15 protein-coding genes are annotated in these 16,312 nt (G+C 43.7%); 10 read left to right on the top strand and 5 right to left on the bottom strand.

From position 1 onward, the window contains the following. Positions 1-60: 60 nt before the first annotated feature. Positions 61-924: a hypothetical protein gene (locus tag HF312_04055; GenBank protein ID MCU7519364.1), complete on the bottom strand. Its 864-nt coding sequence runs from the start codon at positions 922-924 to the stop codon at positions 61-63. A 273-nt stretch (positions 925-1,197) separates the two neighbouring features. On the opposite strand from HF312_04055, the gene HF312_04060 reads away from it, so the two are divergent. From HF312_04060 to HF312_04095, 8 genes are all read left to right on the top strand, one after another. After that, a complete protein-coding gene (locus tag HF312_04060) occupies positions 1,198-1,659 on the top strand; it encodes a RidA family protein (GenBank protein MCU7519365.1) in 462 nt (153 codons plus the stop codon). Positions 1,660-1,832: 173 nt separating this feature from the next. After that, positions 1,833-2,546: a hypothetical protein gene (locus HF312_04065; protein ID MCU7519366.1), complete on the top strand. Its 714-nt coding sequence runs from the start codon at positions 1,833-1,835 to the stop codon at positions 2,544-2,546. Between the two features lie 135 nt (positions 2,547-2,681). Further along, positions 2,682-3,056, top strand: a complete 375-nt coding sequence (locus tag HF312_04070) for an aspartate 1-decarboxylase (GenBank protein ID MCU7519367.1) — start codon at positions 2,682-2,684, stop codon at positions 3,054-3,056. Between the two features lie 140 nt (positions 3,057-3,196). Continuing rightward, complete coding sequence (locus HF312_04075) at positions 3,197-3,697, top strand: hypothetical protein (protein ID MCU7519368.1); 501 nt, start codon at positions 3,197-3,199, stop codon at positions 3,695-3,697. 83 nt (positions 3,698-3,780) lie between these two features. Beyond that, positions 3,781-4,266, top strand: a complete 486-nt coding sequence (locus HF312_04080; protein ID MCU7519369.1) for a LytR C-terminal domain-containing protein — start codon at positions 3,781-3,783, stop codon at positions 4,264-4,266. 12 nt (positions 4,267-4,278) lie between these two features. After that, entirely contained in the window at positions 4,279-4,629 is a 351-nt protein-coding gene (rsfS, locus tag HF312_04085) for a ribosome silencing factor (GenBank protein MCU7519370.1), read from the top strand. A 72-nt stretch (positions 4,630-4,701) separates the two neighbouring features. After that, the gene (locus tag HF312_04090; GenBank protein MCU7519371.1) at positions 4,702-6,330 is read left to right on the top strand and encodes an arginine--tRNA ligase; all 1,629 of its coding nucleotides are present in this window, start codon (positions 4,702-4,704) and stop codon (positions 6,328-6,330) included. A 236-nt stretch (positions 6,331-6,566) separates the two neighbouring features. Then, entirely contained in the window at positions 6,567-9,428 is a 2,862-nt protein-coding gene (locus tag HF312_04095) for a T9SS type A sorting domain-containing protein (protein MCU7519372.1), read from the top strand. 79 nt (positions 9,429-9,507) lie between these two features. On the opposite strand, the gene HF312_04100 is transcribed toward HF312_04095, so the two are convergent. Genes HF312_04100 through surE form a run of 4 tightly spaced genes read right to left on the bottom strand, consistent with a single transcriptional unit; the run spans position 9,508 to position 14,009 of the window. Next, positions 9,508-10,200: a ComF family protein gene (locus HF312_04100; protein MCU7519373.1), complete on the bottom strand. Its 693-nt coding sequence runs from the start codon at positions 10,198-10,200 to the stop codon at positions 9,508-9,510. A 23-nt stretch (positions 10,201-10,223) separates the two neighbouring features. Then, positions 10,224-12,374: a VWA domain-containing protein gene (locus HF312_04105; protein MCU7519374.1), complete on the bottom strand. Its 2,151-nt coding sequence runs from the start codon at positions 12,372-12,374 to the stop codon at positions 10,224-10,226. Further along, positions 12,374-13,240, bottom strand: coding sequence for a PhzF family phenazine biosynthesis protein (locus tag HF312_04110; GenBank protein ID MCU7519375.1), 867 nt, complete (start codon positions 13,238-13,240; stop codon positions 12,374-12,376). The genes HF312_04105 and HF312_04110 overlap by 1 nt, the downstream gene beginning before the upstream one ends. Beyond that, entirely contained in the window at positions 13,224-14,009 is a 786-nt protein-coding gene (gene surE / locus HF312_04115; protein ID MCU7519376.1) for a 5'/3'-nucleotidase SurE, read from the bottom strand. The genes HF312_04110 and surE overlap by 17 nt, the downstream gene beginning before the upstream one ends. A gap of 211 nt (positions 14,010-14,220) precedes the next feature. Here surE and HF312_04120 point away from each other — a divergent pair, with 211 nt between their 5' ends. Both HF312_04120 and mazG read left to right on the top strand, forming a co-directional pair. After that, entirely contained in the window at positions 14,221-15,444 is a 1,224-nt protein-coding gene (locus tag HF312_04120) for a glycoside hydrolase family 5 protein (protein MCU7519377.1), read from the top strand. 90 nt (positions 15,445-15,534) lie between these two features. Then, on the top strand, positions 15,535-16,299 hold the full coding sequence (mazG, locus tag HF312_04125) for a nucleoside triphosphate pyrophosphohydrolase (protein ID MCU7519378.1): 765 nt from the start codon (positions 15,535-15,537) through the stop codon (positions 16,297-16,299). Positions 16,300-16,312: the final 13 nt, after the last annotated feature.

Raw genomic sequence — 16,312 nt, forward strand, 5'->3', positions numbered from 1 at the left:
TTTAATCAAGATTCTCTGATAACCCTTCTAAATTTCTCCGTTCTTTAAAAAGAAGTCCCGTCAGATGTTCAGGTGGAATGTGAAAAATCCCGAATACAAGCCCAACATTATCTCATGGAAATCGGTGCCCGCCTGCCCCGGCTTAAAGTTATAACGGTACTTTGCGTAAAAGGTAAATATATCATAAATCTTGAAAAGTCCAACCGATACCTCAGGGCTTAAGCCGTTAAAGCCTCCCAGGTTGGAGAATGCGTTAAGCCCCGGCGAGATATATTCAATGAAGGGAACCGGGAAAATATGTTTATATCCCACGCGCAGAAAATTCCTGTCCTCCTGTATGAGCTGAAAAATGTATGAATATTCCACCGAGAAATAACCCACCGGGTACTTGTAGTTATTGGTTACGAGTGACAGTATGGGGATTTCTTTTGTAAGACTGAAGTAGCTTTTCCCGCCCCAGGTTACGTAGCCCGGCGCCGGGAGGCCGAAAATAACGCCGCCGAAACAGCACATCATGACTATGCTGGAGCCCCCCTGGCTGACCTCTTGGGACTGGTTATCCACCGGATAAGCAACTTCGAAGTCCTCGCTTTGGTTGGTTTTGCCGTTTTTCCCTTCAACATAAACTACAAAAGGTATATCGGTAGAATCGAATGTCAGGTTTGTAAGGTCAATATCAGCCTTATGTTCCTCGGCGTAGTCTTTGGATATTATAAATTCGTACTTACCCTGCATTACAACGCGCGATTTGCAGCTGTCACTGGTATAGAATGTCAGCCTGAACTTATGAGGAGTTTCCGGAGTAATATAGGAATCAATCAGAAAAACCTCAATTGAATCGCCGGACCGGGACTCATCCTGAGCACGGGAAGAAGAACAGAAAGAAAGGAGAAACAGAAAGAGAAATAACAGTAACTTTTTCATAAAACCCCGGAAATGTTACTCATGAAATTCGATTTAATACATTTTAATTAAATTGCCCAAGCAATGCAACACAAAACAGGCTGTTTACATCTCAGGCCTTTAGAGGGAGGAAAATTAAAAACACGTTTTGAATTTAAACTATTTTCACCCACATTTGCAAACAGGCCCGTCTGTCAGAACACAGGACATTGGACTTTGCAGCTCCCTATTGTATTTATCTTGTATTTACGATAATTTTAATGATTACTTAAATCTTTAAACAATACAGGTGTAATGATGGTAGAAGAAAAGATTAAAGAACTGGGCTACAGTGTACCCGAGGCACCAAAGCCTTTAGCAGCATACATTCCGGCATTAAAAGACGGCAGCCTCGTCTATACCGCAGGGCAGCTCCCGACAGCTTCAGGCGAGCTGAAGTTCAAGGGAAAGCTCGGAAAAGAGATAACTGAAGAACAGGGCAAGCAGGCAGCTGAACTCTGCGCTCTTAACTGCCTGAGCGTAATTAAGTCCGTGGCGGGAAGCCTGGATAATATTGAACGCATAATCAAGGTGACAGCCTTTATTAACAGCGCCCCGGGCTTTACGGATCAGCCTAAAATTGCCAATGGAGCCTCGGAATTCTTTGTAAAAATCTTCGGAGAAGAGGGCAAGCACGTCCGCAGCGCCGTTGGCGTTAATGAGCTTCCCTTAAATGCCGCCGTGGAAGTGGAAATTATTGCCAAACTGAAATCCTGAAAAAACAGAAAAATATCAAAATGCACCTCAGTTATTGACTTTAACTTAAAGCGTCAATTTGATAAATAATTAATATAATGTGTTTGTCAGTTTCACCGGTTCGATCTCTTCAGTTGTGCCCAATGACTGAAGAGATGAGCCAATTTTGAGTAAAAAAAGGTAGTTAAAGCAAAATGAGATTCATAAAATTATTTATCGTCCCCGCCTTTATTCTGACTTTTGTTATAAACGGCTGCTCATCGGGCAGCAAAACTGTAAAAACCGAGGGACCCCGTGTAAAGGAAAGCGTTCCTGAAGTTAAAACTCCCCCGGTAAAACCCGCCACGCTGAAATCTGTTGAAAACTGGATGTATACTTATGATTCGGGAAGCCCTTCTGAACAGGGGCAGAAAGTATCCTCGGTTATTTACGACAGTAACGGCAATCAGACAGAAACTATCGTCTACAACACAGAGGGCAAGACAAGCGAAAGATATACTTACGCCTACGACAATAAGGGAAACAGGATTGAAACCATAAAGTACGACAGCCTGGGGCACGTGGACCGCCGTTTTGAGTATAAGTACGACAAAGAGGGGCATAAGATAAAGACAATTTCTTACAAGACAAACGGGGATGTTGACAAATCCTACGTCTACATTTACGACAAAAAAGGCAATATAGTCGAAGAGATCTGGTACAACTCCAAGGGCAAAAAAGAGCAGCGTTTTACGTACAAATATGACAATGAAGGGAAGAAAATTGAAGCCGCCAACTACGGAGCCAGCAATACCCTTTATTACAAATACACTTATAAATATGACGACAAGGGCAACCTGAGCGAGGAAATCCGTTATAACAAATCGGGCGAACCCGTAAGCGTGACAAAAAGTATTTATAATTATTGATTTTTCAACGGCTGAAAATGAATAATTTGGCGGTTTTTGCCTGTCTTCAGCCCCCGCGTACAAATATTGTACTGGTAGAATGATTATAAAATTATTATTTTACACGTGTTCAATAATAATTATTTGAAAGACGCAATGAGAGAAATGTTTAAATCTAAAATACACCGTGCAACCGTTACGATGAGCGAGCTTTACTATGAAGGAAGCATTACCATCGATAAGGAGCTCATGGAAGCCGCGGAGATTTTAGTTTATGAAAAGGTGCAGGTTGTAAACGTTAATAATGGGGCCAGATTCGAGACCTATACGCTTGAAGGGGAACCGGGCAGCGGCATAATCTGCCTTAACGGAGCTGCAGCACGCCTTGGAGCCGTGGGGGATGAAGTAATTATTATTACCTATTCTCAAATGACTGAAGAAGAAGCAAAACACCACACTCCTAAGATTGTACTGGTGGATAAGCAGAATAAAATTAAAAAGATTAGTCCGGTTACTTTAGAGCAGGTGTAAAAAAGGGGCAATGGCCTAAAAACAGTGTAAAAAAAAGGATCTTTTTCCGATAGTGTATGTATAATTGTTATAGAAATGTAAAAAGATTGATTTTTTTTCATCTTTTAGTTAAAATGCCTTAGAAAATTAAAGGTGTTATTATGAAAAATGCACTTATGATTCTGTTACTTTGTTCAGGCTTTGCATTCGGACAGTTCCGCGATCAGCTTGACAGGCAGCCCAGTGTACATGATGGAATGATTAAGAACGAAACACCCAGCCTGGTTATGGGCTTCTTTAATCCTAAAAATTTCACAATGCACCATTCCTATAGCCTGTCTTACAACGCTTTCGGCGGAAACGGCCTGGCAATGGGAGTTTATACCAACAGTATGGCATATAAATTTTCCGATCAACTGAACGTTGAGCTCGACGCCAGCCTGGTACATACGCCTTACAGCTCATTTAGCAAACAGGTTACAGACCAGATAAACGGGATCTACATCAGCCGGGCACAGCTGAACTACCGCCCAAGCGAGAACTTCCTTATTAACGTCTCGTACAGCAATAATCCGATGCTCTATTATTCCCCTTACGGATATTATAACGGCGGAATGTTCGACAGAGGTCTTATGGACAATAACTGGTTCTACAGAAGATAAAAATTTTGTTAACTTCTTTTTTAATAACCGGGTATTTCATATGTATCCGGTTATTTTTTTATATTAAACTATACTTGTGAATCATGCTGAATAAAAAAAACGATACGTCGGTTAAGAATACTGATGTTAAAAAATCGACCGCAAACATATTTCTAAATGTAGTTATATTCCTTTTAGGCGCTATTATTCTCTATATGGCCTATGCCATTGCTGCAAAGCTGATGCATTCAGACACTCCGGCCGAAGCTGCTTCTAAGGCACAAAGCCCTTCGGTAATAATTCAGGCCGAGGTACTTAACGGCTGCGGTATTGGAGGTGTGGCCGACAGGTTCACGGATTTCCTCAGGAACAACAAGGTTGACGTGGTAAACGTGAGCAATTACAGCTCTTTTGATATGGATAAGACGCTCGTAATAGACAGGACAGGCAATATGGCTAACGCCAAAAAAGTTGCCGAACTCTTGGGCATTAAGGAAGAAAACGTTATTCAGCAGATAAACAACGAGTATTTTGTGGATGTATCCATTGTCATTGGAAGAGACTATAACCAATTAAAACCATTAAAGTGAGGGACAAACTATTTGGAAGCTAAAGATTTCGCATACAAAATAACTGATCTGATTTTCAACAAAAAAGGGTATGACGTGAGGATTCTGGACCTCCGGAACCTATCCTCAATTGCTGATTATTTTGTCATCTGCTCGGCAGATTCTGATTCACAGGTTAAAGCTATAGCCGATGAAATTGACAAGGAATTAAGCAAGCAGGGAATTAAATGCCTGCATAAAGAAGGGCTTACAGCCCTTAACTGGGTACTGCTCGACTACTTTGACGTGATCGTGCACGTATTCAAAAATGAATCAAGAAGATATTATAATCTTGAAAAACTGTGGGGGGATGCCCCTGCACTTCTAGTTGAAGACAAGGCTTAATTTGGGAGACCTTAAGCCTTGTTTTCTGTTTTTTACACATCTTTCTTATCTGCTTAACATGGGAGATATTAATTGAAAAAATACCTTATTGAAGCCTTCAGGCTCACCTCTGAAAAACTAGATTACTTAAAAGATACAGACCTTATTTTAACCGTTCCGGCTTTAGCCAAGCACGGGGATTTCTCAACCAACATTGCAATGCTTCTGACAAAGAAGCTGAAGAAAAACCCCAGGGAAATTGCAGGAGAAATTATAAACAGCCTTGTCTACGACAATAAAGTCATTGAAAAAATTGAGATTGCGGGACCCGGGTTTATTAACTTTTATTTTTCGGCTGAATACGTCACAAAGATCGTGAAGGAAGTTGTTGAAAAAAAAGATGACTTCGGGCGCTCAGAGAAGTACAAGGGGAAAAAAGCCATGGTGGAATTTGTTTCCGCCAACCCTACGGGGCCTCTTACAGTAGGCCACGGCAGAAATGCAGTCTACGGCGACACGGTTGCAAATATGCTTGAATGGGTGGGCTATAATGTGGACCGTGAATATTACTTTAACAATGCCGGGCGCCAGATGAGGGTGCTGGGTGAATCCGTAAAGTACCGCTACATGGAGCTGACAGGAGAAAAAGTGGAATTCCCTGAGGACCATTACCAGGGCGAATACATAAAAGATATTGCAAAAGGGCTCTTTGAAGAGCACGGGGACAAGCTTAAAAATGAACCGGGTGACGGATTGTTCCGCCAGACCGCCGAGCGCGAGATATTTAAGGATATTGAAAACACGCTTTCGAGGCTGAACATAAAATTCCAGAACTACTTCAACGAAAACAGCCTTTATGAAAGCGGAAAGATCAAAGAGCTCTTAAAAATATTTAATGAAAGAAACCTTTCCTATGAAAAAGAAGGAGCTACCTGGCTGAAGCTTACAGAGCTTGGAAACGAAATGGATAAGGTAATTGTAAAGTCCACGGGCGAGCCCACATACCGCCTGCCCGACATTGCATATCATACGACCAAGTTTGACCGCGGCTACGACCTGATGATAGACATATTCGGAAGCGACCACAACGCCACATATCCTGACGTTATGGCGAGCCTGAGAGCCCTGGGTTATGATACCAATAAAGTTAAAGTGCTCATTCATCAGTTTGTGACCATTATGCAGAAAGGTGAAGTAGTAAAGATGTCTACTCGAAAGGCCAACTTTATAACGCTCGATGAGCTTATTGATGAAGTGGGTGCCGACGTCGTAAGATACTTCTTCAATATGAGGGGCATTTCAAGCCACTTGAACTTTGACCTGGAACTGGCAAAGACACAGTCGGATGAGAACCCGGTTTTCTATCTCCAGTACGCTCATGCCAGGATATCCTCAATTTTCAGGATGACAAAGGGGGAAGACCTCCACTCATCGGTGGAAAACCTGAACCTCCTTACAACTGAAGAAGAGCAGAACCTGCTTAAGAAACTGCACCAGTTCAGCGAAGAGATGCTCTACAGCGCAGAGAATTTTGAGTCGCACAGGATTGCAGCTTACCTTGAAGAACTGGCTGCCCTCTTTCACAGGTTTTACACTCAGTGCAGGATAATAGGCTCGGAGAAGAAGCTGGCGGAGGCAAGAATTGCTCTTTGCGTTGCTGCACAGACCGTCATTAGAAACGGACTTAAAGTCCTAGGCGTCTCCGCCCCGGATAAGATGTAGTTAAAACATTTTTTCAATTTTAAGGGCTGCTCTCACTATGCTGAGGCAGCCTTTTTCTTTTTATTGGTAGTTTACGGCCATATAAGTATATTTGCCACATTTAATAGAGTCTTTGTTGAAATTATGCGGGTTAAGTGATGCAACGGGCAAATAAATTTTTACTACTTTTATTATTCTATTCAGTCTTTTCTTTTAATCTTCAGGCACAGAATTTTCCGGCCGGATTTAATTTCAATATGCCCTCAAACGATACCTCCTCCGGAGCTTTCCTGCCCTCGTTTCCGGCAAAGCCAATTTCAGGGCAGGACTTTGTAAGCATAAACTCTGAGGGCAATTTCTCTGTAAATGGAACACCTATCCGTTTCTGGGGCACCAACCTGGCAGGCAATGCCCCGTTTCCTGATAAGGATAAGGCGTATTATATCGCAGGCAGAATGAGAAAGCTGGGAATTAACCTGGTCCGCATCCATCAGATAGACGCCCCAACTAATCTCAGGAGCATTTTTTACGGAATGCCTTCGAGCAGGCAGCTCAATCTGCGGAATATTGACTATATGGATAAGCTCATCTCGGAGCTGAAGAAAAACGGCATATACGTAAACATGAACTTAAATGTAGTAAGGAAATTCATGAATACCGACGGCATTGTGGATGCCGATTCACTGCAGCATTTTGCCAAAGGCTTTACCATCTTCGCCCCAGAGATTGTTGCGCTCGAAAAGGAATATGCCATGGAGCTCCTCACGCACATAAATCCTTATACGGGGCTTTCACTTGCAGAAGATCCTGTAATGGCGATGGTGGAGCTGATAAACGAGAATTCACTTTATACCATGTGGCGTCAAAATGAGCTTAAACCCTTTGCCCAGGGGGGCATCCTGCCTGTGAGTTATAACAAAATGCTTGATACCATGTATTGCAGTTTCCTGCTTAAGAAGTACGGGTCAACTGAAAACCTTCAGGCCGCCTGGAGTAACGGCACATCTCAGGCTGACACGGGTAATCTGATAATTAACGGGGACTTTGAGAACTCATCAAATGCAAACTGGTATATGGAGCTTCATAGCGGCGCTCTTGCCACAATCGGCCGGGAAACCATAGATCCTTACGAGGGCAAAATGTCGGCTAAAATTACAGTAAGCACAGTAACGGGAACTGACTGGCACATACAGTTTGAACAGACCGGGTTCAGCCTGAAGAAAGATTCTGTCTACGTCGTGGAATTTATGGCCAGGGCCGACAGCATGAGGCTGATAGGTGCAACTGTAATGAGGAACAACAGTCCCTATAACGGCTACGGCTCAAAAGATTTCAGGCTTTCCACCAAGTGGCAGCAGTATTCATTTTCTATCAGGGCTACCGAGGATAACGCCGCACAAAGCCGTCTTTCAATAAATTTTAAGAACAATAAAGGATTCTTCTACTTCGATAACATTAAGGTAATCCCGACAAAGCCCAAGGGTCTTCTCGCCGGTGAAACGCTTGAGAATAAGACGGTAAGAAGGATTGACTACAACGATGCCTATGGATATTCCGCCAAGCGAGTTAAAGACATGTCTGAGTTTTATATAAAGCTGCAGGACGATTTTTATTCCGGAATGAGAAGTTACCTGAAGGATCAGCTGAAGGTAAGAGTCCCTATAATTGGAACGAACTCCAATTCGGGGCCGGGAGACCTGATAAGCCAGGCGAAGTATGATTACATGGATAACCATGCCTACTGGCAGCATCCTGTTTTTCCAGGAGTAGCCTGGTCGCAGACAGACTGGTACGTTGACAATACTCCGATGGTAAAGGCTTTAGACGGCGGGACAATGACGCAGCTTTTCGGGGGCATTGAAATGCTCGGCAAGCCGTATACCGTCAGCGAATATTCACATCCCTTCCCTAACATTTATCAGACGGAGATGATGCTTTTTACAAGCGCATACCTTTCTTTTCATAATGCAGACGCCATAGAGTTTTTTGATTATAACGCCTCACTCGACTTTGACAGCGATTTTATTGCCAAGCATTTTGACAATTCCAGGAACCCGGCGCTTATGTCGCTTTATCCCTCGTGCGCTCTTGCATTCAGGAACAGCTATATATCAAAGGCCCGTGAAACAATAAAGATAAACTACAGTCCCGATTTTGTATACTCCATTCCTGCAGGCAGCAAGGCAGCTCCCTGGGGAATCAGTTTTTATCCGACGGAGCTGTCGTTTATACACAGCATAAGGAACGAATCTTTCAGCAGCCAGGCAGCAACAGATTTCTCAACACTTCCGGCTGCTCCTCAGAGCCCGTACAGGACCGATACGGATGAGATATTATTCGATCCGCAAAAAGGGATACTTACAGTTAGTGCGCCCAAATTCATCGGCGCCACAGGCTTCCTAAATTCCAATGCAGGAGTAAAAGCAGGGCTGATGGAAATAACTTCTGCTGACGGCTTCGGCACAATAACCTGGGTTTCTCTTACGGGAGACTCACTGGCAGGGGCAAAAAAGTCACTTATAACCCTATCCTCAAAAGCACAGAATATGGGAATGATCTGGGACGGGACGACAACAGTGCATAATGACTGGGGGCATGCACCAACAATGATCTGTCCTCTCAGCTTAAGCCTCAGGCTTAATATCAATGCTGATTCGCTAAGGGTCACCGCACTGGATGTATACGGCAACCCTGTAAAATCTCTCTCCGGGGTTTACTATCCCAAAACCCCCGGCATTTTTGATATTGTACTGGATCAAAACACCGGAAAGTCGCCATGGTTTGGCTTTGAGATGTACAAAAATGGGGCTACGTCTGTAAGCCCCGGGGCACAAGGTATCCAAAGCTATAAACTAGAACAGAATTATCCCAATCCATTTAACGGGATTACCGCGGCAAAGTATTATGTGCCCTTTGAATCGCACATAAAGATTGATGTTTTTGATGCACTGGGAAGAAGAGTAAAAAGTCTTATTGACCGGAATCAGCCACGTGGCGTATATACGATCAGGTGGGAAGGTAAAGATGACAACAATGAAGATGTTTCAAGCGGCATCTATTTCATGAGCCTGAGGTCAGGGAGCTTTCTGGAGATAAAAAAACTAATAATGCTGAAGTAGTCTATATAAGTGCAGAACGAGGCAACAGCCCAGTAAAGCGGGGATATGAGTTTAAGACCATATTGAGGAAAGCAATAGCCTACAAGGCCAGCGCCGCCGAAGCGGCATAGACTTTCAGAGCCCCGCCGTTTAAGAGCACGCGTCCGCACTCTGAGACGGTTGAGCCGGAGGTAATGACGTCATCAAGGATAATAACAGTTTTTCCTGAAAGGCTTACTCCCCTTTTCAGACTGAAGGCCCCTTTTATATTATCCCGTCTTTCAGTCATGCTCAGTGCCGTCTGGGTTTCAGTAAACCTTACGCGTTTTAAGGCCTTGCTGTTCAGCGGGATGCCCGTAATGAGGCTTAAGCCTTTGGCAATATAATACGACTGGTTAAATCCCCTTTCGGCCTTCTTTACGGGATGAAGCGGAACGGGAATAATCATGTCACACTTCCAGGAAAGGATCTTCTCCTTTAATTTTTCGCCCGTAAGGCGCCCAAGAAAAAAGGCATTACGGTATCTTCCCCGGTACTTAATTGAATGGATCAGTTTCTGAAAGGCTTTTTCCTCTTCAAAAAGGAATGCTGATGTAAATTCAGAAATGACATTTTCCCTCTCAAATTTCCTTCTGAATTCTGCGGCAATTTTATTATTGCCGGGACTTTTAATGGAACTGAGGCATTCAGGACAAATTACTTCGTCGGAAGGCCCCAGTTTCTTTTCACATGCAGCACAAAGCCTCGGCAGAAAAATGTCAAAGACAGAATTAAAACTGCTCTTCACAATCATTTATTTAGCCGGTGTCTGTTTCTTTATAGCATGCCTGAGCGTTTCCTTAGGAACCACTCCGTGGCAAAGAAGAGTATAATACCAATAAGCATCCACTTACTAGACCAGAGTATGATCTCGCTATTGGAGACTTTTTCCTTAACCTTGCTTTTGCTGATTTCATTTAACGTATTAAAGAGCTGGTCGTAGTTCCTGGCGTAGAAGAACTTTCCCCCCGTCTGGCGGGAGAGGAGCTGAAGCATGTCCTTATCCATGCCGGGATTTATCATTTCGACTTCAACGTCTCCGATCGAGAATCGTCCGCCGTCTTTTCCAAGCTGGCGCCCTGACTGCTGAGCCGTGCCGGAGAAGGTATAATCGCCCGGTTCATTTGTTTCAAGCTTCCCTTCATACAAGCCTCCTCCAAGGGCATTCAGGCTGAGGACGGACTCGTTCTTGTCGCTTTTTACGCTCACCTTAACCTCGGCGTCGTCAATTGGGTTCAGTGTCTCGTTATAGACCTGTGCCGTAAATTCAACGGGTTCGCCAAGAGAGTAAATTTTCTTTGTGGGTTTAATTGAAACCAGTTTCTGCTCCTCACGCGTGTTAAGCCATTTTGAACCGCTTAAGATCAGGCGGTCAAAAACGTCGAGTCTCTTTTCTGAAGTCTCCAGCTTCCATCTCCAGATATTCTTTGCCAGTATGGCAACCGACTTCTTATTGCCAAGTTTTCTTGTAATAATAAGAGGGTTGTTTAACGGCACATTGTTAACTCTTATTCTTGCAAGCACGTTGCTCTCGGGCTTTGCAATGAGCTCGGTATTGCTTCTTGAAACAGGAGGCAGATTGTTCCATGTATCAATAGTATTTGAGGCATTGTTCTGAAGAAGAGGGTTCTGCATTTCAGTGGCTGTAATAAGCGGCTGTACCTCTGTGTAGCCCGGAGCAATCCTGCCGATTGTAAAGGGCAGTTCGGGCTGAAGGACCTTAAGCCTGTTATAATCCATGCCTTCAGAAAGCACGATGCAGTAAGGTTTACCCTTGTCCCTTATCTCCTGAAGGACTTTACTAAGCAGCCTGTCCGGCGTCTGCTGAGAAGGAAAGCCGACCAGGAAAATAATGCCTGAGCTGTCTATAAGCTTCGTCTGGTTTACATTTTCCAGGAATTTGTTCGGCCCTGCCTGTGTAATTGTTGCAACCTTCAGGTTTTCATCTGCCAGGAGTGAATTCTTGACAAATGAAAGGTCGGGCGACGGGCTTCCTGCAATGATGAGCGTGTTTATTTTATTATTAAGTACGTTAAGATAAAAAGGCTTGTTATTATCGGCATATGTAAATTCCCCGTCAAGCTTTCCGACAGAAACATTCATCTTCTTTTCACCGGGGGATTTGGGTGTGTAGGAAAAGTTTGCGCTTGTCATCCCGTTATCGCTAAGAGCTACACTTTGCTGTGCAATCTGCCTGTTATTTTCATAAAGCGTAAGAGGAACAGATCTCCCCTTAAAGCCCGCAGAGGCAATTGTAACGTTTATCGTTGTCGGGGTCTCTGCATATACATATTCATTAAAGAGCACTCTGCGTACATCTAGGTTATTCCTTTTTGAAGTGTCGCCTACTCCCACGGTAAATACCGGAATGCCGAGTTTTTCAGCCTGGAAAACAGGGTTGCTTCCGTCTGTAATGACGCCGTCGCTAATCAGGACAATTGAAGCAATATTCCTGTTTTCGGTTTTGATGCTGTTAAAAATCCTTGAGAAGTTTGTAGTGCTTTCAGAAAAGTTAATCCTCTTAAGGCTGTCCAGTGAAACCTTATTTACACCTGTTCCGAAAGAATAGACCTCGGCGCTGCTTTTAAGGGCGCCTGAAGATATCCTGGAAAGGAAGCCTTCAACACTTCCCATCCTGTTTGTGCCGTCATCAATCCTGATAGACTTTGAGTCATCCACAAAGATGAGGCTGACAGGCTCAATTTCCTTCCTTCTTGCAATGTTTAATATAGGTTCAAAAATTGTAAAAAGGACGAGCAGGAGCGCCAGCGTCCTGATTATAATCAGCACATACCTGAAGGCGCTGTTTACCTGAGGAACCGTATATCTGTAGGTGTAGTAGGTATAAGCCGCAATTAGAATTAACCCCAGATAAAAATAAACAGAACTAAAGGCGTAATTTATGGTCAGTTTATCGATGCCAAACATTAAAGAGTCATTTCCCCCTTAAGGACCGTAACGGCATTGCCGCCGATAAAAAGATCATTTGTTATTGGGGAATGGGAAACAATTATTCTTCCTGACCTACCGATAATATCCCCCTGCTCAAAAACCTTTGTAACGTCCGCCCCGTCATCGGGAATAAAACCCATTTTCTTCAATACAAGCATGAGCGGGCCGTTAGCAGAGCCCGTAACCGGGTCCTCATTTATTCCATGATATGGGGCAAAAAACCTCGAGTGAGCAAAGGATTCCTTATCGTAGGTCTCCAGCGTATAAAGGCATATGTCCTTAAAGCTGCACTTTTTCTGCAAGTCGGCAATAAAGTCAAAGTTCGGCGTCATTTCCTTTAATGCCTTCAGGCTCTCGGAATAAACGTAAAGATAACCGTTCTGCAGGAGCTGGAAAGGGTACTTTGAGGGAACAGATTTCCTGTCAATTCCAAGGGCTTCAATAACCTCTTCGCGGCAGTCGTCGAACTCCTCCATCTCCATTATCGGGATCTGCATATAATAAGCTTCATCCTTCACAGGGCAGTTTAATATGCCCGACATGGTTTCAAAGGTGATTCCGGGGCGGTTGTTAATTTTGCCCAGTTCATAGAGGTAGTGAAGCGAGGCAATAGTAGCGTGCCCGCAAAGCTCAATTTCCACCTTAGGCGTAAACCACTGAAGTTTGTAATCGGCCGCTTCCGAAGAAGTAATGAAAGCTGTTTCTGAGAGGTTCATCTCCCGTGCAATAAGCTGCATTTCCTCGCCGGATAACCCGGGGCCGAAGGTTACGGCTGCGGGGTTACCCTTAAACGGGGTTTCAGTAAATGCATCAATCTGGAATATGTTATAGGTTCGTTTCATAGAAAAGTTTTTCAATCTCCCAATTTTTCATTTTCTCGAAAGTTGTATAGTCAGTCAGATCGAAATGAATCGGTGTAACTGAAACGTATTTATTTCTAACTGCCGCCTGATCGGTATCCAGGTCCTGGTCCACTTCAATCAGGTCCCCTTTGAGCCAGTAGTAATTTCTTCCGTACGGGTCTTTTCTTTCCTCATAAAGGTCGTCCCACTTGCTTTTCCCCTGCTTTGTAAGTAGTATCCCCTGGATCTCCTCCTGTGGCACGTCGGGCACGTTTACATTTAAGAGTGTGCCTTTGGGAAGGTCGTTCTCACGGCTTAAGACAAGCTTTGCCATGATCTGGGCAATTTTGCCAGCGAAGTCAAAATTTTGAACTTTAGTGCTCGTAAGCGACATGGCTACCGAAGGCACGTCCATTATGGCCGCTTCACGGGCAGCTGAAACGGTGCCCGAGTAAATAATATTTATGGCAGTATTAGAACCGTGGTTAATGCCCGAGAAAACAAGGTCGGGCGGGGTTTTCATTATGTTTCTGATGCCGATCTTAACGCAGTCTGCCGGCGTACCGTCAACAGCGTAGCCGAAAAAATCACCGTTCTTGAAATATTGTGATATTCTTAATGGGACCTGCATTGTAATTGAATGCCCTGCGGCGCTCTGTTCTTTGTGAGGCGCAACAACCGTCACCTCTGCAATTTCACTGAGGTATTTTGCCAGAACCTGAATTCCGATGGAATCTATACCGTCATCATTACTAACAAGAATTCGCAAATGTATTCTCCAGAATTTTATTCACTAAAATATAGTAATTAAAGCCTATATACTCAAATTTAGATGTAACCCTCATGAATAAATAAGCTTAAAAATGCGCCTGACAATTTTAACCGGCCTTGTGGAATCTCTAAGGCTGAATTCTTATTTTAGGCCACGTCCATAATGAGATCAATCATTTTCATAAACAATATTTCACGGGGAAGTCAAAATGAAATTCCTTCTCAAAACGTTCATTTTATCAGCTTTACTTACCTGCTTATTAAACGCCCAAAGCGGGAAGTTTGTTTCAATTAAAGGCAAGAATTATCTGGATCCTGAGGGCAAGCCTCTTTTCCTTAAAGGGATCAATCTTGGGAACTGGCTTGTTCCTGAAGGCTATATGTTCAAGTTCAAAAGCGCCACCTCCCCGATGATGATACAGGAAGTGATCTCGCAGCTTCTGGGCCCGGAGGATGCAAAAAAATTCTGGACGAAATACCAGGATAATTACATTACGCGCAAGGATATTGAATTTATTAAAAACTCGGGACTTAATTCCATCCGATTGCCATTTGACTACAGAGTCCTTTTAGAAAGTGAAAATCCGCTCGTGTTTAACAAGCGTGGATTTGAGCTTTTGGACAGGGTTATCTCATGGTGCAGGGAGCTTAATGTCTATGTCATTCTGGATATGCACTGCGCTCCCGGAGGACAGACCGGGGACAACATAGACAACAGCTTCGGCTATCCATGGCTTTTTGAATCTCCTGAAAGCCAGGAGCTTACGGTGCAGATTTGGCGGAAGATAGCTGAAAAGTACGCCGGCGAAGATATTGTTATAGGCTACGATTTCTTAAATGAACCGATTGCACATTATTTTGATGCTGAAAAGCTGAACCCGGGGCTTGAACCGCTTTACAAGAAAATTACTGAGGCGGTAAGGAAAGTGGACCAAAACCACATAATTTTCTTAGGAGGCGCACAGTGGGACTCAAACTTCAAGCCTTTCGGCCAGCCTTTCGACAAAAAGCTGGCTTATAACTTCCACAAGTACTGGACTGACACGACACAGTCGGTAATCCAGGAATATGTGGACTTCAGCAATAAGTACAACGTTCCCCTCTGGATGAGTGAATCGGGAGAAAATAAGGATGAGTGGATTATGAGCTTTAGAAGCCTCCTGGAGAAAAACAACATCAGCTGGGCTTTCTGGCCTTACAAGAAAATGGACGCCACGACGTGCATGGTTACATTCAGCCGCCCGGAATTTTATGACACAGTAATTAAATTTGCAGAAAAGCCGAGGGCTTCATACGAGGAGCTGAGGAAGGAAAGACCGAACATTGAGGAGGTGCGTAAGGCACTTGAAGGTTTCCTTAATAGCTGCAGGTTTGAAAACTGCACAAAAAACTATGGCTACCTGAAGGCGCTCGGCTTAAAGGAAGCCTTGTAAAACTTAAGGCCTCACTGGGGTTTTGAACGTAAAGACACGTTTTGGGGTTATATATTAATACTAATAATTAAATACAGGTTTATACTTAAAATGACAGACCAAAAATTTGCGGAATTTGTACAAATTGTCCATAGACTTAGAAAAGAATGCCCCTGGGACATGGAGCAGACGCACGATTCAATCAAGGAAAATACGCTTGAAGAAGCCTACGAGGTAGTTGAATCGATAGACCACAAAGATTACAGTGAGCTTAAGATTGAACTTGGCGACCTGCTTCTGCACGTTGTATTCCATTCAGTTATAGCAGAAGAAAACAAGACTTTTTCGCTTGAGGAGGTAGTTCAGGGGATAACCGACAAGCTCATAAGGCGTCACCCGCACGTCTTCGGGGAGACTGAAGTCAACGGCTCCAACGACGTAACGCGTAACTGGGAGAAAATAAAACTTTCCGAAGGCCGCGAATCGGTGCTTGAAGGTGTGCCTAAAATGCTCCCTTCACTCCAGAGGGCGCACCGCCTGCAGGAGAAAGCCTCCAAGGTCGGCTTCGACTGGCAGAACAAAGAGGACGTATGGAAAAAGGTAATAGAGGAAATTGAAGAGATGCATGAAAGCGAGAAAAGCGGCGATAAAGACGAGCTTGAAAAAGAGATAGGAGACGTCTTCTTTTCTATGGTAAACTATTCAAGGTTCCTTGGGGTAAATCCTGAAAATGCCTTAAGAAGGACGAATGAAAAGTTCATAAGCCGTTTTGATTACGTTCAGAAAAAGATCAGGGAAACAGGGCGCCAGATCTCCGATGCCAATTTAGAAGAGATGGATAAATACTGGGAAGAAAGTAAGAAAGAAAAGCGGTAGCAAGTAAGTTAGG

The organism is Ignavibacteria bacterium (genome assembly GCA_025612375.1).
In the GTDB taxonomy this organism is placed as follows: domain Bacteria; phylum Bacteroidota; class Ignavibacteria; order Ignavibacteriales; family SURF-24; genus JAAXKN01.